The following is a 21,027-nucleotide window of genomic DNA, read 5'->3' as shown; positions in this document are numbered from 1 at the left end:
TCAAAACCCGCCTGAGAGGCCCTCTGATGAGCCTTCCCCTCCTCGCTATCGCCTGCCTACTCACCGTCACGCTCGGTTACGGCGGTAAGTGCTGGCTGAGCCCGTTCGGTGACTGCCGCAAGTGCCGCGGCATGGGCCACGACTTCAAGACCGACCGCAAGGGACGCCTCAGGCGCGGCCGTGACTGCCGCCGCTGCCACGCGACCGGCAAGCGCATACGCATCGGCCGCTGGATCTACAACCGCGCCGCGCGCACCTACCGCGCCGGCACCCGCTGACCGCCCTGCCGAAGGAGCAACCCGCCATGCGCAAGGCCCTGGCAACCGCCCTCGTGTCCGTCGGGACCGTCCTGGCTCTGAGCGCGTGCAGCCCCAACTACGCCCCCGGCCCGACCGGCACCGTCACCGACCGCAGCGCCGCGTACTTCAAGTCCGGCGGCTGGCACTACCGGCTCACCGTCACCACCGACGGCCGCCCCCACGCCTTCCGCGTCACCCGGGACGACTACAAGCACTGCTTCCACGGCTCCGCCTACCCCACCTGTACCCACCGCTGATTCCCGGAGGACCCATGGTCATCACCATCCCGCTCGTACTGCTGCTCGCCGCCGCACTCGCCGTGCTGCTGCGCTTCAAGGCGCTCGGCGCCGGCGCGGCCGTCATCGCCGCGCTCTTCGGCTTCTACCTCGCCGCCACCGACGCGAGCGACACCGTCAACCAGCTCGTGACCGCCGTGACCGGCGCCCTCGCCGACACCGGCCGATAGACAGGGAGATCAGGACGTGAACGAACCGACCGCGTACCGCCGTTCGGCCGGGAACCACACGGCCGTTGAAGTCCACCGCCCCGCCCCCCTCGCGCCCACGCACACGATGCCGCTCGTGCCCGTGCAGCCCGGCACGATCCCGGCCGTGGCGAGCATCGTCCTGCCGGACGGCCGCGTCGTCACCGGCTACGCCATGGAGCCCACCAAGCCCGAACCGGTCGTGGCCAAGCCGGCCGTCTCGCGCACGGCGGTGAACATCGCGCTCGGAGGGATCGGGTTCGGCGCGGTGTGCGGCGGGCTGTTCCTGTTGACCGCGTTCATCGCCGCCCTGACCGCGTTCATCACCCAGCTCATCACCCTCGCCGCCGTCATCTTCGGCGGCTGGATCGCCGTGCAGATCTTCGGCCACGGCTCCGGCGGCGGCAACACGTTCCACATCCGCAAGGCCGTCTTCAAGCGCAACCACTTCAACTAGCTACGCCCGAGGGCGGCGGCACTCCCGGACAAGGACAGCCCGCCGCCCTCGGTCTCCGTATCCCGACGTAGCAGAACAGGAGACCTCAAGGATGACACCTGACTGCAAGACCGGGCGCCCCAGCGCTGCGGATCACCCGGACGGGAGTAACCTGCGCACCGCGCTGGACCTTGCGGCGGCCGGTGTGCCGCCGCTGCCCCTGCGGGCAGGCAAGGTGCCGTTCGGGAACTGCCACCGGTGCGCGGACGGCGCATGCGGCGGCCGTCCGAACATGAAGAACGCGGGCCCCTGCCAGTGCCTCGCCCCCTGCCACGCGTGGGCTGCGGCCACCATCGACCCGGCTGTACTCACCTCGCCTGGATGGGCCCTGGCATGGCGACAGGCCGTGTCCGTCGCCTACCACCCTGGTGGGGCTGGGGTGACCGTGGTGGACCTCGACAGTGTGACGGCCGTCGTATGGGCCCGTGAGACCTTGCCCGCCACGCGGATCGTGCCGACGACGCGGGGCGAGCACTGGATCTATCGGGGCGTCATGCAGTCGTCCAACGCGGTCCGGCCGGGCGTGGATATCAAGTCGCTCATGCAGTACGCCCGTTGGCTCGGACCCGGCGCCGGTCGCATGGTCGATCTGCCGGCGGCCGTGCGCGCCCTGCTGGTGAAGGAAGAGACCACCCGCGCCCCGGGGGAGGTGGTCTCTTCTGTCCCCGAGCGCGCCACCTGGGACCGGAGCGTGGCCACCGGGTGCCGCCACACCGAGCGCTACGTCCGTACCGGCCTTGAACGCGGCCTCGCCCTCGTACGGGCGCGCACTGAATCCGGCGCCGGCTCACAGGCGTTCGGCGTCGCACGGTTCCTCGCCGCTCAGCACGCCGCGTGTCCCGGACCGTGCGGCCTCGCGGCGATCGGTGAGGAGATCGTGGCCGCCGCCGTCTTGGTGGGCGTCCCGGAGTCCTACGCCCGCCGCGCGGTCGCCAACGGCCTTGAGGCGGCTGCGGAGCGCGCGGCATGAACAAAGCATCCCGAACCCCCGCGAACAACCCTCAGGGCGCCGTACAGGGCCCGCAACGGCCGACCTTGGGCGAACCGAAGGTCGCCGCCCGTAAGGGCGTCCTTTCTGCCGTTGGTTCTGACCGGCAGACGGTCACCGTCACCGGCATCACCCCGGGTCTTCAGATCCAGTGCGAGGGCGTACCCGTCGCGGACTGGATCTGCGCCTGTGGACACCACGAACGCGCCCGGGGCCGTGCCGCCGTCATCAGGCTGACCGCCCGCGTCATCGTCGGCATCTGCCCCCACACCACCACCGCCGAAGGGAGGGCCGTCTCATGACTCCACAGCCTGTGGACAGCCCCGACCTGTGGGCCGGACTGCCCACCCTGGAAGACCCGCCCGGCGAGGATGACGCGGCACCGGACGTGTGGGAGGACCCCATTCCCCTCACCGGCCGTCGCGATCGGCCCGCGTTCCCTGCCCACGTCCTCCCTGCCTGGTTGGGGGAGTTCGTGGCGGCCGTCGCGGAAGAGACACAGACCCCGGTCGACCTCGCCGGGTCCATCGCCCTCGCCGTGCTCGCCACGGCGGCCGGCGGCCGGTCGGTCGTCCACGTGCGCGGCAACTGGCGTGAGCCCACCAACCTCTTCACCGTGGTCGCGCTCCCGCCCGGCAACCGCAAGACCGCCGTCTTCGGACTGCTCACCGACCCCTTGTACGAGGCGGAGAAACAGCTTCAGGCGGCTATGAAGCCCATGATCGTGGAAGCGGAGCTGACGGCGAGGCTGGCCAAGGAAGCGGCCGACAAGGCAACCGCCAAGGCCGCGTCCGCTGACGGCGACAAGCGGGATGACATGGTGGCCACCGCCGTCGGCCTCGCGCAGACCGCCGACACGCTCACCGTGCCGGCCGAACCGCTCCTGTTGGCGGACGACTGCACACCCGAGACGGTCACTTCGCTCATCGCGGAACAGGGCGGCCGGCTGTCGGTGATGAGCGATGAGGGCGGCATCTTCGACATCATCGCCGGCCGCTACTCAGGCAGTCCCAACATGGAGGTCTTCCTCAAAGGCCATGCCGGGGGACGCCTGCGGGTGAACCGGCAGACCCGCCGCGAGTACGTCGACGCCCCCGCCCTGACCATGGGTTTGGCCGTTCAACCCGATGTGCTCGTGGACATGGGGAAGATCAAGGGCGGTAAGGGGCGCGGCCTATTGGGACGCTTCCTGTACTCACTGCCGGTGTCGACGGTCGGTGAGCGGAAGGTCATCACCGACCCGGTCCCCGAACAGACGGCCGCCACCTATACCGCCCGGGTCATCGAACTCACCCTGTCCCTCGCGGACTGGACCGACCCGGCCGTCATCCAGCTCACCCCCGAGGCGGACGTGGCCCTGATCGCCTATCAGGAACGCGTCGAACCGTGGCTCAAGGCACGCGGCGGGAAGCTGGGCCACATCACCGACTGGGCCGGGAAATTGGTCGGAGCGACCGCCCGCATGGCCGCGTTGCTGCACCTCGCCGAACACGGCGGCAACGGCTACGCCCACCCGGTGACCGAGGCCACCGTGCACGCGGCCATTGAGCTGGGGGAGTACTACACCGCCCACGCCCTCGCCGTCTTCGACGCCATGGGTGCCGATCCGGTCGTGTCCCGTGCCCGCAGCGTTCTGGAAGTACTGCGGGACAAGGGATGGACGGACGTCAAACGGCGGGACGTCTTCAGCACCGTGTCCCGCAGCGAGTTCCCCAACGTCGCCGACCTGGAACCGGCCCTCGCGCTGCTGGAAGACCACGGATACGTACGGTCCTACCAACCCGAGCGCACCGGCAAGCGCGGACGGCCCCCGGCGCCCCGCCTGTTGGCCCACCCCGCCCTACGCCACGGCGGCCGGTAATCCCCGGCCGCGCCCTCAACCCCTCCCGCACAAACCGCAAAATCCGCAGAAAAGCCGGGACACCCCGCTGACCTGCGACGGGACCCCCGCCCCATCCCGGCCGGAGGCCCGCCGCACAATCCCGCGATATTCCGCAAAAAACCGAGCACCACCCCACCACCGGGGCCGGCCCTGATTTTTGCGGAATATCGCGGATTTCTGCGGAGCACTCCCCGTCACCACCCGCACTCCGCATCACCGCAGGTCAACGCCTACTCCCGGCTTTTCTGCGGATTTTGCGGTTTGTGCGGCGGCACCTGCCCATGAACTCAGCCCCCACAGGAGCGAGCCTTGGACGAACACAGCACCCTCACGGCCCCCGCCGCCGACGACACGACCCTCGTTCTCCTCACCGTCGAAGAAGCCGCCCGCCGCCTCCGCATCGGCCGCACCACATGCTTCGCGCTCATCCGCGCTGGAGAACTGGAGTCCATCGACATCGGCCGTCTCCGTCGCGTCCCCGCAGACGCACCCGCCGAATACCTCGCCCGCCGACGCGCAGCCAAACGAGCCGCTTGACCACGCCCGGGGCGGCAGCACTCCCGGACAGGACAGCCCGCCGCCCCGGTCCCCATCCCGACACCAAGAAACAGGAGCCTGCCTGTGGCAGAGAAGAAGAAGGGCACCCGCCGCGCCAACGGCGAATCCGCGATCTACCTCGGGAAAGACGGCCGTTGGCACGCCCGCGTCCCGATGGGCTACAAGGACAACGGGGAGCCGTACCGCCGGCACCTGACGCGCAAGACGCGCGAGGACCTGGTCGGGGAAGTCAAGAAGCTGGAGAAGCAGCGCGACGCGGGTTCGGCGCAACAGCCGGGCAAGGCTTGGACGGTTGAGAAGTGGCTTCAGCACTGGGTTGAGAACATTGCGAAGCCGACCGTCAGCGAGAACACCTACGACGGCTACGAGGTCGCCGTTCGCGTTCACCTCGTGCCCGGTGTCGGCAAGCACCGCCTTGACCGGTTGCAGCCCGAGCACCTGGAGAGTCTGTATCGCCGTATGCAGGCGAAAGGGGCGCGCAAGGCCGGTACCGCTCACCAGGCTCACCGCACGGCCCGCACCGCCCTGGGGGAGGCGGTACGGCGCGGCTACGCGGCGAAGAACGCCGCCGCGCTGGCGAAGCCGCCGCGGATGGAAGAGGACGAATCAGAGGTTGAGCCCTACTCCGTGGAAGAGGTTCAGTGCCTGTTGCTGGAAGCCAACAAGCGCCGGAACAGCGCCCGTTGGATGCTGGCACTGGCGCTCGGACTGCGGCAGGGCGAGACACTCGGACTGCGCTGGTCTGACGTCGACCTGGACAACGAGTACCTGAAGCTGCGTCGGAACCGTCTGCGTCCCAGATACGAGCACGGGTGCCCGGAAGCCTCACCGTGCGGCCGGAAGGCGGGGTACTGCCGGGACAAGGTGCAGGTCCGGCGCGAGACCAAGAACACCAAGTCCCGAGCGGGCCGACGCGCCGTGCCCCTGCCCGGCCCGCTGGTCGCCATGCTCCGTGCACATGCCGAGACGCAAGCGCGCGAGCGCAAGGCGGCCGGCAACCTGTGGATCGAGTCGGACTACGTGTTCACCAAGCCCCTGGGTGGCCCGCTGAGCCCGAACACGGACTACCACGACTGGAAGCGACTGCTGGAAGACGCGAGGGTTCGGAACGCTCGGCTGCACGACGCCCGGCACACGGCCGCCACTGTGCTCATGCTGCTCGGTGTCCCGGCCCGGGTCATTGATCAGATCATGGGGTGGGAGCCGGGCACCTCCGCAAGCATGCGAGCCCGGTACCTCCACGTGCCGGACGCCATGCTCAAGGACGTTGCCCGGAAGATCGCCGAAGCCATCTGGGGAACCCCGGAGACACCCGCTGTGGACAAAAACCAGGACAACGAGGGCTGAGAACCGTCGAAGGGCCCCACCGCAAGCGGTGGGGCCCTTCGACATCGTGCCCGGTGAGGCACTGGCGGAGGATACGAGATTCGAACTCGTGAGGGGTTGCCCCCAACACGCTTTCCAAGCGTGCGCCCTAGGCCACTAGGCGAATCCTCCGCCGCAAACAATACAAGACGTTGAGGAGTGCTCGCGAACTCGTTCCCCCCGCTCAGATCGGGTACCCTGTGCGGAGCCCCTCACGTGGCGCTATCTGACTGAACTCCCCCAGGGCCGGAAGGCAGCAAGGGTAGGTTGGCTCTGGCGGGTGCGTGAGGGGCGCTTGCGTTTGCGGGGTTCGGGCGGCGGTAGATGGTGGTCGGCGGCGGTGCCGTCGGCGACTGGTGGCGGGCGATGGGCAGAGGGGAACGGGCCTCTTACAGGACGCCTTGCTGTGGACCCCTTGCCGCACCCCTTTCCGGGCGCCTTCGGGGAAGACCTGTGGGCCCGTGGCGTCGGTGGAGCCCGGTGGACGGTCCCCGTTGTCAGTGGGCGCCTATAACCTCGTATGCGTGTCGTCTCTCGCGCTGTACCGCCGTTATCGCCCGGAGTCGTTCGCCGAGGTCATCGGGCAGGAGCATGTCACCGACCCGTTGCAGCAGGCGCTGCGGAACAACCGGGTCAATCACGCGTACCTGTTCAGCGGGCCGCGTGGGTGCGGGAAGACGACCAGTGCGCGGATCCTGGCGCGGTGTCTGAACTGCGAGCAGGGGCCCACCCCGACGCCGTGCGGGGAGTGCCAGTCCTGCCGCGACCTCGCGCGCAACGGGCCCGGTTCCATCGACGTCATCGAGATCGACGCCGCCTCCCACGGCGGTGTGGACGACGCCCGTGACCTGCGAGAGAAGGCCTTCTTCGGGCCCGCCGGCAGCCGGTACAAGATCTACATCATCGACGAGGCCCACATGGTCACGTCGGCGGGGTTCAACGCGCTGCTGAAGGTCGTCGAGGAGCCGCCCGAGCACCTCAAGTTCATCTTCGCCACCACCGAACCCGAGAAGGTCATCGGGACCATTCGGTCGCGTACGCATCACTATCCGTTCCGGCTCGTGCCACCGGGGACTCTGCGGGAGTACCTGAGCGAGGTGTGCGGGCGCGAGGGCAGCCCCGTCGAGGACGGGGTGCTTCCGCTGGTCGTGCGCGCCGGGGCCGGGTCCGTGCGTGACTCCATGTCCGTCATGGACCAGTTGCTGGCGGGCGCCGGGGACGACGGCGTCACGTACGCCATGGCCACCTCGCTGCTCGGTTATACGGACGGGTCGCTTCTCGATTCCGTGGTCGAGGCCTTCGCCGCGGGGGACGGCGCCGCCGCCTTCGAGGTCGTCGACCGGGTCATCGAGGGCGGAAACGATCCTCGGCGGTTCGTCGCCGACCTGCTGGAGCGGTTGCGGGATCTGGTCATCCTGGCGGCCGTGCCGGACGCGGGGGAGAAGGGGCTCATCGACGCTCCCACCGATGTCGTGGAGCGGATGACGGCCCAGGCCGGAGTGTTCGGCGCCGCCGAGCTCAGCCGGGCCGCCGACCTCGTCAACGAAGGACTCACGGAGATGCGCGGGGCCACCTCGCCCCGCCTCCAGCTCGAACTGATCTGCGCGCGCGTGCTGCTGCCCGCGGCGTACGGCGACGAGCGGTCCGTCATGGCCCGGCTCGACCGGATCGAGCGCGGGGTGAACTTCACGGCGTCGGGGCCGGCCGGCGCGCCCCCCATGGGGTACGTACCCGGGCCCGACGCGCATGCCGGGATGCGGATGCCCGGAGGGGGGCAGGGCATGCAGGGCGGCGGGGGCACGGTTGCTCCTGGGCCGCCCGGCCCATCCGGGCCGCCTGGTCCCTCCGCTCCACCCGTTTCGTCCGGGCCCTCTGTTCCGCCGGGGGGCGGGGCCGCCGCGGCTCGCGCTGCTGTACGGGGGGCCGGAGGCCCCGGCGGCGATACGGGTCCCGAGTCGGGCCACGCCCCGACGGGGGGCACGCCTGCGCAGGCTCCGCCCCCTCCCGCTACTCCCGGTCCGCCCGCGCCCGCCCCGGAACAGCCGCCCGCCCAGATGCCGCCCTCGGCTCCCGCGGCCGGCGGTGCTCCCGGTGCCTGGCCCGCCGCGACCGCCGCGGGCAGTGGTCGGCGCCCCGGTGGGTGGCCGACCGCAGCACCCGCGGGCGGGGGACAGCCGCCCACGCCGGCGTCCGGTCCCCCTCCGGCCCAGGCTCAGCCCCCGTCTCAGGCCCAGGCCCCGGCATCGACGTACACCTCCGCCCCTCCGGCGCACGCCGCACCCGCCGCTCCCCCGAGCGGCGGCCCCGACCCCCGCATGCTGTGGCCGAACATCCTTGAGGCGGTGAAGAACCGACGCCGCTTCACCTGGATCCTGCTCAGTCAGAACGCGCAGGTGGTCGGCTTCGACGGCACCACCCTCCAGCTCGGCTTCGTCAACGCGGGAGCGCGGGACAACTTCGCGAGCAGCGGCAGCGAGGAAGTGCTCAAGCAGGCGCTGGCCGAGCAGTTCAACGTGCAGTGGAAGGTCGAGTCGGTCGTCGACCCGTCCGGGGGTTCGGCAGCACCGCCCGCGCCCGGGCCCGGTTATGGCGGTGGGCAAGGCGGAGGCCAAGGTGGTGGATATGGCGGAGGACAGGGACAAGGTGGTGGGTACGGAGGCGGATACGGGTCGGGAGGCACCGCGACCCCGGCCGCATCCCACCCCGCCACCCCGCAGCAGCCCTCCGCTCAGGCCGCCTCCCGGCCCGCCGCCACGGGGCCCCAGGGGCAGGCGACGTCCACACATGCACCCGCTTCCGCATCCGCGGGCGCTCCGGGACCCTCACCCGCCTCCCGCCCCTCCGCTCCGGAACCGCCCCCCGTATCTCCCGAGGACGACACCCCGGAGGACGACGATCCGGACCTCGACGAGTCGGCCCTGTCGGGCCACGAACTGATCGTGAGGGAACTGGGAGCGACGGTGATGGAGGAGTTCTCCAACGAGTGAGCGGCCCTGGCGGGCGCAGGGGGGACCGGCGGGCATAGGCGGGCGCAAGGGGCGCAGGACTGCGCCATATGCGGCTCCGCCGCGCGGGCGCGACCAGCCCACCACGACCCGCCCCCCTCGCCACCCACCACGACCCGCCCCCCTCGCCACCCACCACGACCCGCCCCCCTCGCCACCCGCCACGACCCGCACCAGGCCACGCACCACGACCTGCCCCCACCCCCCTCCGCTCCCGCCACCCATCACGACCCGCACCCCCATCACGTCCCGCCCCCGCCCCCGGCCTCCGCACCCCGACCCGCCTTCGCCCCCACACCACGCCCTGCCCGCCCGCGCCCGCCCCGCACGCCCACGAACCCATCCCCACAAACCCGCCCATGCCCCCCACCCATGCCCCCCGCGCCGCCTCAGCGCCAAGGCCCCTCCAGCTAGGCTGACCCCCGTGAAGGTCCTAGTAATCGGCGGCGGTGCCCGCGAACACGCCCTGTGTCGTTCCCTCTCCCTCGACCCCGACGTCACCGCGCTGCACTGTGCCCCAGGCAACGCGGGAATCGCCGAGGTGGCCGAGCTGCACCAGGTCGACGCCCTCGACGGCAAGGCCGTGGCCGCGCTCGCCACGGAGCTCGGCGCCGAGCTGGTGGTCGTCGGCCCGGAGGCCCCCCTCGTGGCCGGGGTCGCCGACGCCGTACGCGAGGCGGGCATCCCGGTGTTCGGCCCCTCGAAGGACGCCGCCCAGCTGGAGGGCTCCAAGGCCTTCGCCAAGGACGTCATGGCGGGCGCGGGCGTACCCACCGCCCGCTCGTACGTCTGTACGAACCCCGACGAGGTCGACGAGGCGCTCGACGCCTTCGGAGCCCCGTACGTCGTGAAGGACGACGGTCTCGCGGCCGGCAAGGGCGTCGTCGTGACCGCCGACCTCGACGTGGCCCGCGCGCACGCCAACGCCTGCGAGCGCGTGGTCATCGAGGAGTTCCTCGACGGACCCGAGGTCTCCCTCTTCGCGATCACCGACGGTGAGACGGTCGTCCCGCTGCAGCCCGCCCAGGACTTCAAGCGGGCGCTCGACGGCGACGAGGGTCCGAACACCGGCGGCATGGGTGCGTACTCGCCCCTCCCGTGGGCCGACCCGAAGCTGGTCGAGGAGGTCATGCAGACCGTTCTGCAGCCGACCGTCGACGAGATGCACCGCCGCGGCCTCCCCTTCTCCGGGCTCCTCTACGCGGGCCTCGCGATCACCTCGCGCGGCGTACGGGTCATCGAGTTCAACGCCCGCTTCGGCGACCCCGAGACCCAGGTCGTCCTAGACCGCCTGAAGACCCCTCTCTCCGGCGTGCTCCTCGCGGCGGCGAACGGCACCCTCGCCGACCTCGAACCCCTCCGCTGGAGCGACGACGCGGCCGTCACCGTGGTCATCGCCTCGTACAACTACCCCGGCACCCCGCGCACCGGCGACCCCATCGAGGGCCTCGACGACGTGGTGGCACAGGACGCCCCGCACGCGTACGTCCTGCACGCGGGCACCAAGCGCGACGGCGACGCGATCGTGAGCGCGGGCGGCCGGGTGCTCTCCGTCACGGCCGGCGGCAAGGACCTCACCGAGGCCCGCGCGCGTGCGTACGAGGCGGTCAACCGAATCCGCCTCGACGGCTCCCAGTACCGTACGGACATCGCGGCGAAGGTGGCGGGGGCGGTACAGACGTAACCGATGGTTACGCCTGTCCACCTGCGTCGACGTTCGACACGCGGCCACTCTGGCTGACGAATGGGCCCCGGATCCAGCACTGGATCCGGGGCCCATTCGTCAGCCACCTCTACCCAAAGCCATTCCATCGAGTGACCGATGCCCCATCCGGCTGACGAGGGCCGGGGCCCCAACTAGGGTGCGGCGCAAGCGTTCCGGCACTTGGCCCACCGGCATTGCGATGTCAGTCGTGGGTGCCACAGTGGGGGAGTGAGCAACGCCATGGACGTTCGTCGGCGGTGGCTGGGTATGCACGCGCCGGGCGGGCAGTAGGGGGTGACACCGGTCGTGTCCGGTATGGGTGTGGAGGTGGGCGCGCAGGCCGCGCGCTCACGGGCTCTCGCCGTGCTGCGGGTCCGCAGCCGGGCGCTGGCCGTCGCACTGCTGCCCGCGGCCGTCGCCGTCGTGCTGCTCGTCGGCGGGTCGACGGGCCACATCGACGGCCCTGGCTGGGCCGTCACGCGCTGGATCGTGACCGGGTTCGCCCTGTTCGTGCTCCTCTCCGCGGCGGGCATCGCGCTGGTCGTCGCCCGCTCCCGGCCCGCCGTGAGCCCCACGGTCACGATCGCCGAGGAATCGGCGCCCGATCTCTACCGCATGGTGCGGGACCTGGCCGACCGCCTCGAAGTGCCCGCGCCCTCCGCGATAGCGCTCACCCCGGACTGCGACAGCTGGCTGGAGGACCGCACCCACCCCGCCCACGGCCCGCCCAAACCGGAGTCCCGCGACGAGATAGCGGGCGTACCGGGCGTACGGGGCCTGCCCTCGGCCCACCGTCGTACGCCGGCCGCGCCCGTCCTCGTCATCGGCTCGCCCTTCCTGTGGTGGATGCGAGTCGGCGAACTGCGCGCCGTCCTCGCGCCGGTCGTCGCCGGGACGGGACCGTCGGCGCACCCGGACATAGCCGCGGCGCGGCGTTTCGTCCGGGGGCTCGACGCGGCGGTGGCCGTGACCTCGGCGCCCCGCGGGCCGCTGTCCCGGACCGTGCTCGGCGGAGTCGGCTGGGTGGCGCGGCTTCTGCTGCGCAGTTGTCGCGGGCATGCCGCCGAGATGGAGCGGGGTGTCGCCGCCGCGGCGGCGGAGCGTGCACAGGCTGTGGATTACGGTCTGCGGATCGTCGCCCAGGAGCAGGTGGGCCTGGCGTACGCGGGCTGGGACCGGCTGCTGACGCGGGTCGCGCTGCCCGCCTGGCGGATGGGGCGCTGGCCGTCCCGGCTCGACGCGGGCGTGGTCGCGGCGCTCACCGAGCTCTCGCGGCGTGACCGCCTGGCCGAGGGCTTCGCCTCCCGGCTCGGCGAGCGACCTGCCTGCGACCTTCTTGAGGAGCCCGGTGCGATCGACGAGGCGGCGTCCCTGCTGGCCGCGCGCCTCTTCCACGGCGGGCCCTCCGAGACCGGGCCCGACTGGGCTCCGGTCGACTGGGACGAGTATCCGGACGAGGTCGTCGACCGGAAGTGGCGTACGGATGCGGCGCGGTTGCATCGAGTGCTGGACGCACTCGGCGTGAGCCGGTCCTCGCGGGCCGGGGGTTCTTCCCCGGGCGCCGGGGCCGGGGCCTCGGATCCGGAGGGACCGACCTTGGCGCGGGTGATGGATCACCTCAGCGCGGGGGGTCCGGGTGACTCTGGGGATTCTGGTGACCTTGGGGTTCCTGATGACCCGGTGGTCGTGGAGAGGCGTGAGGCGTCGGCGTACGCGGAATCGGCGTACGAGGAAGAAGACGGCGGGCCGGAGAACGAGCGGAGTTCGGCGCTCGCGGCGGGGCTGAGTGCGGAGGTGGCGCGGGAGGAGGCCGCGGTGTCGGCCGAGCCTGCCGCACCCTCCGGGGCCGCCGGGCAGGTCGGTCCCGACATGGCTCTCTGGGACGACGGCTCGTTGCCGCTCTTTCCGCTGCAACCGCCTCGGACGGGGCGGGAGCTGCTGGCCGACCATGTCACGGCGATGGTCTGTTGTGCGGCGATGGACACGGCTGGGGCTGCGCCGGGGCTCGACTGGCTCGACGGGCCGTCGCTGCTCATCAACGGTGAGCGGTCCGTGGATCTGGGGCCGCGGGTCCTGAGCCTGATCGAGGAGGGCGACGCGGGTCCTCTCCGAACGTGGCTCCTCCACCTGGGCATACGCCCGGAGAAACCGGTCCGGCTGGTCTGAGGCCGCGGCCGCGGCCTCGGCCGACGGCCAACCCGCTTTCGCCCCCGTCGGCCCCTACCCATTCCCATCCCTTTCTGGGGGCTGCCGCCCCCAGACCCCCGCTGCCAGCCTGAACGGCCTCGTCCTCAAACTCCCCCGCTCTCGGCTTCGCTAGAGCGGGGGACCCCCACGACGGGCTGGAAGCCACGGACGGACTCCGTGATGCGGACCGGCTGGGAGGCGCGTGCTGGCTTGGCCGGGAGGCCGGGCTCGCTGGGAGGCGCGGCGCAGCCGCCTCCCAGGGGCGCGGGGCTGTGACATATGCGGCTCCGCCGCGTGGGCGCGACCAGCCACGAACAACCCGCACGCACCCCCCCAACCCAAGCCCCCTTCAACCTCCCCCGCCCAACCGCCGGAGGCACCTGTCGCCAATTCGCGACGAACAGTGACCGTGCGCGTGCTGAATGTGATGTGCTGGGGGGCCGGTCGGTGACATGGCAGGGGCTTGCACGGGCTGACGGGGGCACGAGGGAGGGGACGCGGTATGGGGTCGGAGCAGATTCGCCGGTGGGAGTCGGGAGCGCTGGCGCATGCCGTCACCGACCCCTTCGGACAGGGCCCCGTTCCGTGGCTGCGCGGCAGCGAGCACTACTTCGACGACACCGGCCACGTCGTCCCGTGGTACGTGGACCACGCCCCACCCCCCGGCGCGACCTCCCCCGGCAACCGCTACCGCGACCCCCACCGAACCACCGGCCCGCACCTCCCCACCCCGCGCCAGACCGCCGGCGACCCCCGCACGGCGGACGACGTCCGCCGGCAGATCAAGGGCTTCGCCTCCACCGGCGCGGCCGCCCCCGGCGACGCCATCGACTTCCACATCACGGTCGACCCGCCGCAGCGCTTCAGCGTGGACATCTACCGCATCGGCCACTACGGAGGCGACGGCGCCAGCAAGATCACCACCAGCCCGCGGCTCGCCGGCATCGTGCAGCCGCCCCCGCTCGCCGCGGACCGTACGGTCTCCTGCCACCACTGGTGGCTCTCCTGGCGGCTGCAGATCCCGAGCTACTGGAGCGTCGGCGCGTACGTGGCCGTGCTCACCACCGACGACGGCTACCGCTCCCACATCCCGTTCACGGTCCGCGACAACCACCCCGCCGACCTGCTGCTCCTCCTCCCGGACATCACCTGGCAGGCGTACAACCTCTATCCGGAGGACGGGCGCACGGGCGCGAGCCTGTACCACGCGTGGGACGAGCACGGCCGGCTGCTCGGCGAGGCCGACGCCGCCACGACGGTGTCGTTCGACCGGCCGTTCGCGGGCGCGGGCCTCCCCCTCCACGTGGGCCACGCCTACGACTTCATCCGCTGGGCCGAGCGCTACGGCTACGACCTCGCGTACGCAGACGCCCGCGACCTGCACGCCGGCCGCGTCGATCCCACCCGCTACCGCGGTCTGGTCTTCCCGGGCCACGACGAGTACTGGTCGACGACCATGCGCCGGACCGTGGAGATCGCCCGTGAGCACGGCACGTCCCTCGTCTTCCTCTCCGCCAACACCATGTACTGGCAGGCGGAGTTGGGCCCGTCCCCGTCCGGCGTCCCCGACCGCCTGCTCACCTGCCGCAAACGCCGGGGCCCCGGCAAGCCCGTACTGTGGCGCGAGGTCGACCGCCCCGAGCAGGAGATCCTGGGCGTCCAGTACGCGGGGCGGGTCCCCGAGGCCCACCCCCTGGTCGTCCGCAACGCCGACCACTGGCTGTGGGAGGCGACCGGCGCCCACGAGGGCGACGAACTGGAAGGCATGGTCGCCGGTGAGGCCGACCGCTACTTCCCGCGCGTCGCGCTCCCCGAGCACCAGGGCCGCATGCTCCTCTCCCACTCCCCGTACCGGGACACGGAGGGAGCCATCCGCCACCAGGAGACGTCCGTGTACCGCGCCCCGTCCGGTGCCCTCGTCTTCGCGTCCGGCACCTTCGCCTGGTCCCCTGCCCTGGACCGCCCGGGCCACGTCGACACCCGCGTCCAGCGCGCCACGGCCAACCTCCTGGACCGCATCTGCAAACGCGACTGAGCCCGTTGGGCCCGTAGAGCCCGTGGAAAACCTTCAGAACTGAGCCCGTGGAGAGCTCGCGGAAGACCTTCACCCCCGGCCCCTGGCCGACCCTGTCCCTCCCGTACGGGAGAATCGACCCAGTTGGCCAGAAAGACGGGGAGGAACCGTGTCCGGATTCGTAGAAAAGCCCGAGCCCGTCGAGGTGCCGGGTCTGGTGCATCTGCACACCGGCAAGGTGCGCGACCTGTACCAGAACGAGGCGGGCGACCTCGTGATGGTCGCCAGCGACCGCATCTCCGCGTTCGACTGGGTGCTGCCCACGGAGATCCCCGACAAGGGCCGTGTCCTGACGCAGCTCTCGCTCTGGTGGTTCGACCAGATCGCCGACCTGCTGCCGAACCACGTCCTCGGCACCGAACTCCCGCCCGGCGCCCCCGCCGACTGGGCGGGCCGCACCATGGTCTGCACGTCGCTCCGCATGGCCCCGGTCGAGTGCGTGGCCCGCGGCTACCTCACCGGCTCCGGTCTCGCCGAGTACAACCAGACCCGTACCGTCTGCGGTCTCGCCCTCCCCGAGGGCCTGTCCGACGGCTCGGAGCTGCCCGCCGCGATCTTCACCCCGGCCACCAAGGCCGCCGTCGGCGAGCACGACGAGAACGTCTCGTACGAGGAGGTCGCCCGCCAGGTCGGCGCGGACACCGCGGCCCAGCTGCGCCAGGCGACGCTCGCCGTCTACGGCCGGGGCCGGGACATCGCGCGCGAGCGCGGGATCATCCTCGCGGACACGAAGTTCGAGTTCGGCTTCGACGGCGAGACGCTCGTCGTCGCCGACGAGGTGCTCACCCCGGACTCCTCCCGTTTCTGGCCCGCCGACCAGTGGGAGCCGGGCCGCCCGCAGCCATCGTTCGACAAACAGTTCGTCCGCGACTGGCTGACCTCCGCCGAGTCCGGCTGGGACCGCAAGAGCGAGCGCCCGCCGCCCGCCCTGCCCCAGCAGGTCGTGGACGCGACCCGCGCCAAGTACGTGGAGGCGTACGACCGCCTGACGGGCACCACCTGGAGCTGAGCGCCCACGCTGAGCATGAAGAAGCCCCCGGTCGCGATGACCGGGGGCTTTCTCGTGCTGAGCGGACGACCAGGTTCGAACTGGCGACCTCAACCTTGGCAAGGTTGCGCTCTACCAACTGAGCTACGTCCGCACTGCGCCGTGGCGCGAGAGCAACTATACCCAACCTCGCTCCCGCGCGAGACGCACCGCCGAGTGACGGTTCTCGACCCCGAGCTTGGAGACGGCCGACGACAGATAGTTCCGTACCGTCCCCTGCGACAGTGCGGCCCGCTCCGCGATCTCCGCGACGGGCGCCCCGTCGGCGGCCAGCTCCAGCACCTCCGCCTCGCGCGCGGTCAGCGGCGAGTCCCCGGCGGAGATCGCGTCGGCGGCCAACTCCGGGTCGACGTAACGGTTTCCGGCATGGACGGTACGGATGATCTCCGCGAGCCGCTGCGCGCTGACAGTCTTCGGGACGAATCCGCGCACACCCGCCGCAAGCGCCCGCTTCAGATGCCCCGGCCGCCCATGGCTCGTCACGATCAGCACCCGGCACGCGGGCAGTTCGGCCCGCAGCGATGTGGCCACCCTCACACCGTCCGCCCCGGGCATCTGCAGATCCAGTACCGCCACGTCGGGTTCGTGGGCCCTGGCCATCGCCAGCGCCTCGGGCCCGCCGGCCGCCTCCGCCACGATGAGCAGGTCCTCCTCGAGACCCAGCAGCGCGACGAGCGCCCCCCGGATGAGGTGCTCGTCGTCGGCGAGCAGCAGCCGGATGGGTCGTACGGGTGTCATGGGGCGACCTCTTCGTTCACGGGGCGCGGGGCGGGAGACGGGAAAGAGGACAGTGGCGGTGACGAGGACGATGAGGCGGTGGCCGCCGGAGGCAGTGGAACCTCGGCCACCACCCGGAACCGGTCACCGTCGACCGGCCCCGCCTCCAGCGTTCCGTCCACCGCCGACAACCGCTCCCGCAGCCCGGCGAGGCCGGACCCCTTGCTGGTGGGCGTGACCGGCACCCTGTCCCTCTCCACTCCGTCGTTCTCCACGGTCAGGACCACGCGGGTCCCCTCCACCCGCAGTGACACACGGCAGTACCCCGCGTCCCCGTGCCGCAGCACGTTCGTGGTCGCCTCCCGTACGACCCAGCCCAGCGCGGACTGCACCGCCGAGGGCAGGCCCGCGGGGGAGCCGGTCACCGTGCAGTCGAACCCGGCCGCGGTCAACACGCCCTGCGCGCCGGAGAGTTCGGCGCCGAGGTCGGCCTCGCGATAGCCGCGTACGACCGCGCGGACCTCCTTCTGCGACTCGTGGGCGATCCGCTGCACCTCGATCATCTGGTCCACGGCCTCGGGCCGTTCACGTCGCGCGAGCTGGACGGCGAGCTCGCTCTTCAGGGCGATCACCGCGAGGTTGCGCCCCATCACGTCGTGCAGATCGCGGCCGAACCGCAGCCGCTCCTCGGCGACGGCGAGGCGGGTACGGGTCTCGCGGGCCGCGTCGAGTTCGAGCACGGCTTTCAGCAGCCACACCGAGAAGACGGAGGTGAAGGCGATGAATCCGCCGGCGATCAGCACCGCGGCCGCCATGCCCAGCGCGCTTGACGGCCGCATCCCGAGCGCGACCGACACGGCCGCGGTACTCGCGGTGCAGCCGCACACGAGCGCCAGTACGCGCCGTCGGCTGCGCATCCCGAGGGCCATGTTGCCGACGCCGAAGGTCAGCACCACGATGAAGAACCCGCCTGCCGCGCCCTCGGCGTCCGCGCCGACCGGACCGTGCTGCTGGACGGCGAGCGCGGTGATCCCGAGCAGCGCGGTGACGGCGCCGAGTACCCAGACCAGACGTACGGGCTGCGCGCGGCTGCCCCCCACCCAGTCGAGCGACCGGGCGGCGAGGCGCACGCCCACCAGCGCGTGCCCGCACAGCGGCAGGAACAGCCAGAGGGCGAGCGGCATCCCCAGCTCCGCGAAGGTCGGCAGCCCGATCGCGGCCACCTCGACCACCGGGAAGGTGTAGAAGGACCAACGCGTGTACGTCTCGACCTTGGCCGGCGTGCTCTTCGCCCGCCACCAGACCCCCGGCCTGCGCATATCCGCCTCCGTCTTTCTCCGTCTTCCGGTCGTGCCGCGCGGCCGTCTCAGCGCCGCGGTTCCCAGCGGAACCACCGCCGTACAGCAAACACCGCGATGACGGTCCAGGCCACCGCCGTGGCGATGGCACCCAGGGCCTCGTAGCCGGAGAGGTCCCCGGTCCAGCCGCCGCGTATGAGCGTGATCACCGGGGACAGCGGCAGCAGTTCGCAGACGGTGGCGATCCGGTCGGGCATGAGCTCGAACGGTATGAAGGTGCCGGAGCCCATCATCGACACGAGCAGCAACGGCATCGCGGCGACCTGGGCGCCCTCCACGCTCCGGCTGAAACTGGCGACGACCGCGGCCAGCGCCGGCCACATCGCGAGCCCCAACAGGAGCCCCAGCAGGGCGAGATGGGGTGCCTCGGGCGCCCCCACGTCGAGGAGCGCCATGCAGGCGACCGTCAGCACCACGCACTGCACCAGACCGATGAGGACCGATGGCAGAGCGGCACCCGCCAGGATCTCCCTGTCCCGCAGCTCCCCGGTACGCAGCCGCTTGAGCACGAGTTCCTCGCGCCGGGCGGCATACACGCTCACCAGCGAACTGTAGACGGCGAAGAGCAGGGAGAAGCCGATGGCGGAGGGCAGGATGACCGAGCCGACCGAGAGCCCCGCCCCCTTCAGATCCATCCCGTCGACCGCCGAACGAAGGCTGAGCGGCATGATCAGCGGCACGAACAGGGCTGCGAAGAACGTGGCCCTGGTGCGTCCGAGCAGCGTCAGCTCGGCCCGCGCGAGAGCCGTCATCCGCCCCGCCGCGGTCACCGTCGCCCCCACGGGTGCGGCCTTGGTCACAGTCTCCGCGCTCATGCCACGCCCTCCTTCTCCGAAATCTGCTCCGCAACCTGCTCCGACGACAGCGACACCTCGCGGGCGATCCGCAGGAACGCCTCCTCCAGCGACCCCGACCGCACATCGAGCCTCCGCAGCTCGACCCCGGCCCGCTCGGCCCACGTCAGGAGCCCGGTGGCGGCCCGCTGCAACTCGTGCGTACGCAGCCGGAGCAGCCGTCCGTCGAGCTCGTGGTCGGTGATCCCGAGCGAGGCGAGCGGCGGCAGGTCGCCGGGGAAGTAGCCGGCGGGCAGCTCGAAGGAGATCCGGGACGGCTGGGTGGCGGTCACCTCGGCCGGGGTCCCGGCGACCGCGATGCGCCCCGCGTGCAGGATCGCGAGCCGGTCGGCGAGCCCTTCCGCCTCCTCCAGGTAGTGCGTGGTCAGCACCACGGTCGTGCCCGTCTCGCGCAGTTGGCGCACCAACTCCCAGGTCTCCTGGCGCCCTTCGACGTCGAGTCCGGTCGTCGGCTCGTCCAGGAAGAGCACCTCGGGCCGTCCGAGGGTCGCGCATGCCAGGTCCAGGCGCCGTTTCTCGCCCCCGGACAACTGCTTCACCCGCACATCGGCCCGGCGCGCCATGCCGACCATGGACAGCGCCTCGCTCTCCGGCCGCGCCCCGCTCGTGCAGCCCGCCCACATCCGTACGGTCTCCGCGACCGTCAGCTCGGACGAGAAGCCGCCTTCCTGGAGCATGACGCCGATGCGTGGGCGCACGGCGGCGCGTTCGGTGTACGGGTCGTGGCCGAGGACGCGCACCCGTCCGCCGGCCGGCGGCGCGAGGCCCTCCAGCAGTTCGACGGTGGAGGTCTTGCCCGCGCCGTTCGTCCCGAGCAGCGCGAACAGCTCCCCGCGGCCGACGTCGAAGGACACCCCCCGGACCGCCTCGAACTGTCCCCCGTACACGCGTCGTAGATCGTTGACCTCAATCACGTGTTCGTTCGTCTTCATGCCTCCAGCGTCCCCGCGGTGGAGGGCCCGGAGCAGTGCACGCTGTCACCACTGCACATGACAAATGTCAGAGGGCCCCGGCGAGCGGAACACGTTCGGACGGCCCGGCGGGGGCGGCACACCTACGCATACGCATACGGACGCATACGGACGTATACGGATACGCATACGAGAAAGACCCCGGTCGCGATGACCAGGGCCTCTCTCACTACTACTCGCTGGAGCGGACGACCAGGTTCGAACTGGCGACCTCAACCTTGGCAAGGTTGCGCTCTACCAACTGAGCTACGTCCGCATTGCCTCCGACCGGCTCTCACCGATCGGTGCGGGCACCAGCCTACCTGATCCAGAAGTCTGGACCAGACCGGCGATGCAGAGCGGGTGACAGGAATTGCACACTGCGCCTTCCCCCTGGAAGGGGGATGTTCTGCTACTGAACTACACCCGCGTGACTCCGGGGCCGGACCTTTCGACCTTGCCCCTCGGCGTGCTCCAGACTCTAGCTGATCAGCGGGGGTGCTGCGCAAGTCGGCTGCTCCCAGGGCCGGATGGCGTCCGGTTGAGGGCCCGGGAACCGGGCCCCTCAGGGGCGCGGGGCTGTGACATGTGCGGCTCCGCCGCGTGGGCGCGACCAGCCCAAACGAACCGGCACCCGACAACGGCCCCGCGGAAGCCACACCCCACCCAACAGAGTCCCGGCTCACTTACTGCGCGGCGGTGAACGCCTCATAGACCCGCTTGGGGATCCGCCCCCGCGCAGGCACCTCCATCCGGTGGGACTGCGCCCAGGCCCGAACGGCCGCCGGATCAGGCGCGACCGCCGTCTGCCGGTACGCCTTGCCGGACCGCGACCGCTTGCGGCCGGCCTCCAGGTACGGCTCCAGAGCCTGACGCAGTTTCTTTGCATTGGCTTGATTCAGGTCGATCTCGTACGACTTGCCATCCAGACCGAAGGCGATCGTTTCCGCCGCTTCCGAGCCGTCGATGTCGTCGAAGAGAGTGACTACGACACGCTGCGCCACGAATATCGGTCCCTTCGTGCGGCACCTCTCCTGCGACGCGCGATGGCGTGCGG

Annotated in this window: 19 protein-coding genes, 4 tRNA genes and 1 other RNA gene; 15 read left to right on the top strand and 9 right to left on the bottom strand. The window is 71.3% G+C overall.

Annotation, left to right across the window (positions count from 1 at the left end; all coding sequences use genetic code 11):
- Positions 1 to 26 precede the first annotated feature (26 nt).
- The 9 genes from OHA11_RS21980 (at position 27) to OHA11_RS21940 (ending at position 6,054) form a co-directional block, all read left to right on the top strand.
- Complete coding sequence (locus tag OHA11_RS21980) at positions 27 to 278, top strand: hypothetical protein (RefSeq protein WP_266498859.1); 252 nt, start codon at positions 27 to 29, stop codon at positions 276 to 278.
- 26 nt (positions 279 to 304) lie between these two features.
- Positions 305 to 556: a hypothetical protein gene (locus OHA11_RS21975; protein ID WP_266498858.1), complete on the top strand. Its 252-nt coding sequence runs from the start codon at positions 305 to 307 to the stop codon at positions 554 to 556.
- Between the two features lie 14 nt (positions 557 to 570).
- Positions 571 to 765: a hypothetical protein gene (locus tag OHA11_RS21970; RefSeq protein WP_266498856.1), complete on the top strand. Its 195-nt coding sequence runs from the start codon at positions 571 to 573 to the stop codon at positions 763 to 765.
- Between the two features lie 16 nt (positions 766 to 781).
- Positions 782 to 1,240 (top strand): hypothetical protein, encoded by a 459-nt coding sequence (locus OHA11_RS21965; RefSeq protein WP_266498854.1) that lies wholly within the window; start codon positions 782 to 784, stop codon positions 1,238 to 1,240.
- A gap of 91 nt (positions 1,241 to 1,331) precedes the next feature.
- Entirely contained in the window at positions 1,332 to 2,249 is a 918-nt protein-coding gene (locus tag OHA11_RS21960) for a DNA primase (RefSeq protein ID WP_266498853.1), read from the top strand.
- The gene (locus OHA11_RS21955) at positions 2,246 to 2,569 is read left to right on the top strand and encodes a hypothetical protein (protein WP_266498851.1); all 324 of its coding nucleotides are present in this window, start codon (positions 2,246 to 2,248) and stop codon (positions 2,567 to 2,569) included. Before OHA11_RS21960 ends, OHA11_RS21955 begins: the two co-directional genes overlap by 4 nt.
- Positions 2,570 to 2,580: 11 nt before the next feature.
- A complete protein-coding gene (locus tag OHA11_RS21950; RefSeq protein ID WP_266507357.1) occupies positions 2,581 to 4,128 on the top strand; it encodes a YfjI family protein in 1,548 nt (515 codons plus the stop codon).
- A gap of 330 nt (positions 4,129 to 4,458) precedes the next feature.
- Entirely contained in the window at positions 4,459 to 4,686 is a 228-nt protein-coding gene (locus tag OHA11_RS21945) for an excisionase family DNA-binding protein (protein ID WP_266498849.1), read from the top strand.
- A gap of 84 nt (positions 4,687 to 4,770) precedes the next feature.
- Positions 4,771 to 6,054: a site-specific integrase gene (locus tag OHA11_RS21940; protein WP_266498845.1), complete on the top strand. Its 1,284-nt coding sequence runs from the start codon at positions 4,771 to 4,773 to the stop codon at positions 6,052 to 6,054.
- Positions 6,055 to 6,116: 62 nt separating this feature from the next.
- Here OHA11_RS21940 and OHA11_RS21935 read toward each other — a convergent pair.
- Positions 6,117 to 6,204: transfer RNA gene (locus OHA11_RS21935), tRNA-Ser, on the bottom strand.
- 71 nt (positions 6,205 to 6,275) lie between these two features.
- On the opposite strand from OHA11_RS21935, the gene ffs reads away from it, so the two are divergent.
- The 6 genes from ffs to OHA11_RS21905 all read left to right on the top strand — a co-directional run bounded on the left by ffs (position 6,276) and on the right by OHA11_RS21905 (position 16,052).
- An RNA gene (gene ffs / locus OHA11_RS21930) (signal recognition particle sRNA small type) lies at positions 6,276 to 6,374 on the top strand.
- 222 nt (positions 6,375 to 6,596) lie between these two features.
- Positions 6,597 to 9,059 (top strand): DNA polymerase III subunit gamma and tau, encoded by a 2,463-nt coding sequence (locus OHA11_RS21925; protein WP_266498844.1) that lies wholly within the window; start codon positions 6,597 to 6,599, stop codon positions 9,057 to 9,059.
- Between the two features lie 442 nt (positions 9,060 to 9,501).
- Complete coding sequence (purD, locus tag OHA11_RS21920; RefSeq protein WP_266498842.1) at positions 9,502 to 10,761, top strand: phosphoribosylamine--glycine ligase; 1,260 nt, start codon at positions 9,502 to 9,504, stop codon at positions 10,759 to 10,761.
- A gap of 336 nt (positions 10,762 to 11,097) precedes the next feature.
- Complete coding sequence (locus tag OHA11_RS21915) at positions 11,098 to 12,948, top strand: hypothetical protein (protein ID WP_266507356.1); 1,851 nt, start codon at positions 11,098 to 11,100, stop codon at positions 12,946 to 12,948.
- Positions 12,949 to 13,471: 523 nt separating this feature from the next.
- A complete protein-coding gene (locus OHA11_RS21910; protein WP_266498839.1) occupies positions 13,472 to 15,004 on the top strand; it encodes a N,N-dimethylformamidase beta subunit family domain-containing protein in 1,533 nt (510 codons plus the stop codon).
- Between the two features lie 148 nt (positions 15,005 to 15,152).
- Positions 15,153 to 16,052, top strand: coding sequence for a phosphoribosylaminoimidazolesuccinocarboxamide synthase (locus tag OHA11_RS21905; RefSeq protein ID WP_266498838.1), 900 nt, complete (start codon positions 15,153 to 15,155; stop codon positions 16,050 to 16,052).
- A gap of 60 nt (positions 16,053 to 16,112) precedes the next feature.
- Here the strand turns inward: OHA11_RS21905 and OHA11_RS21900 are convergent.
- The 8 genes from OHA11_RS21900 to OHA11_RS21865 form a co-directional block, all read right to left on the bottom strand.
- Positions 16,113 to 16,185 (bottom strand) — tRNA-Gly (locus OHA11_RS21900).
- Positions 16,186 to 16,208: 23 nt separating this feature from the next.
- Complete coding sequence (locus OHA11_RS21895; protein WP_266498837.1) at positions 16,209 to 16,829, bottom strand: response regulator transcription factor; 621 nt, start codon at positions 16,827 to 16,829, stop codon at positions 16,209 to 16,211.
- Positions 16,826 to 18,127 carry a sensor histidine kinase gene (locus tag OHA11_RS21890; protein ID WP_266498836.1) on the bottom strand — a complete coding sequence of 434 codons (1,302 nt, stop codon included), beginning with the start codon at positions 18,125 to 18,127 and terminating at the stop codon, positions 16,826 to 16,828. Before OHA11_RS21890 ends, OHA11_RS21895 begins: the two co-directional genes overlap by 4 nt.
- A 47-nt stretch (positions 18,128 to 18,174) precedes the next feature.
- Positions 18,175 to 18,981, bottom strand: a complete 807-nt coding sequence (locus OHA11_RS21885) for an ABC transporter permease (protein WP_266498835.1) — start codon at positions 18,979 to 18,981, stop codon at positions 18,175 to 18,177.
- A complete protein-coding gene (locus tag OHA11_RS21880; protein WP_266498834.1) occupies positions 18,978 to 19,952 on the bottom strand; it encodes an ABC transporter ATP-binding protein in 975 nt (324 codons plus the stop codon). The genes OHA11_RS21885 and OHA11_RS21880 overlap by 4 nt, the downstream gene beginning before the upstream one ends.
- Positions 19,953 to 20,171: 219 nt before the next feature.
- Positions 20,172 to 20,247: transfer RNA gene (locus OHA11_RS21875), tRNA-Gly, on the bottom strand.
- Positions 20,248 to 20,328: 81 nt separating this feature from the next.
- A tRNA-Gly gene (locus tag OHA11_RS21870) sits at positions 20,329 to 20,400 on the bottom strand.
- Positions 20,401 to 20,656: 256 nt separating this feature from the next.
- Positions 20,657 to 20,974: an Lsr2 family protein gene (locus OHA11_RS21865; RefSeq protein WP_266498832.1), complete on the bottom strand. Its 318-nt coding sequence runs from the start codon at positions 20,972 to 20,974 to the stop codon at positions 20,657 to 20,659.
- Between the last annotated feature and the right edge of the window lie 53 nt (positions 20,975 to 21,027).

This window comes from Streptomyces sp. NBC_00878, from assembly GCF_026341515.1.
Classification (GTDB): domain Bacteria; phylum Actinomycetota; class Actinomycetes; order Streptomycetales; family Streptomycetaceae; genus Streptomyces.
The sequence above is the reverse complement of the archived record's forward strand: the minus strand, read 5'-3'. Positions and strand labels throughout refer to the sequence as shown.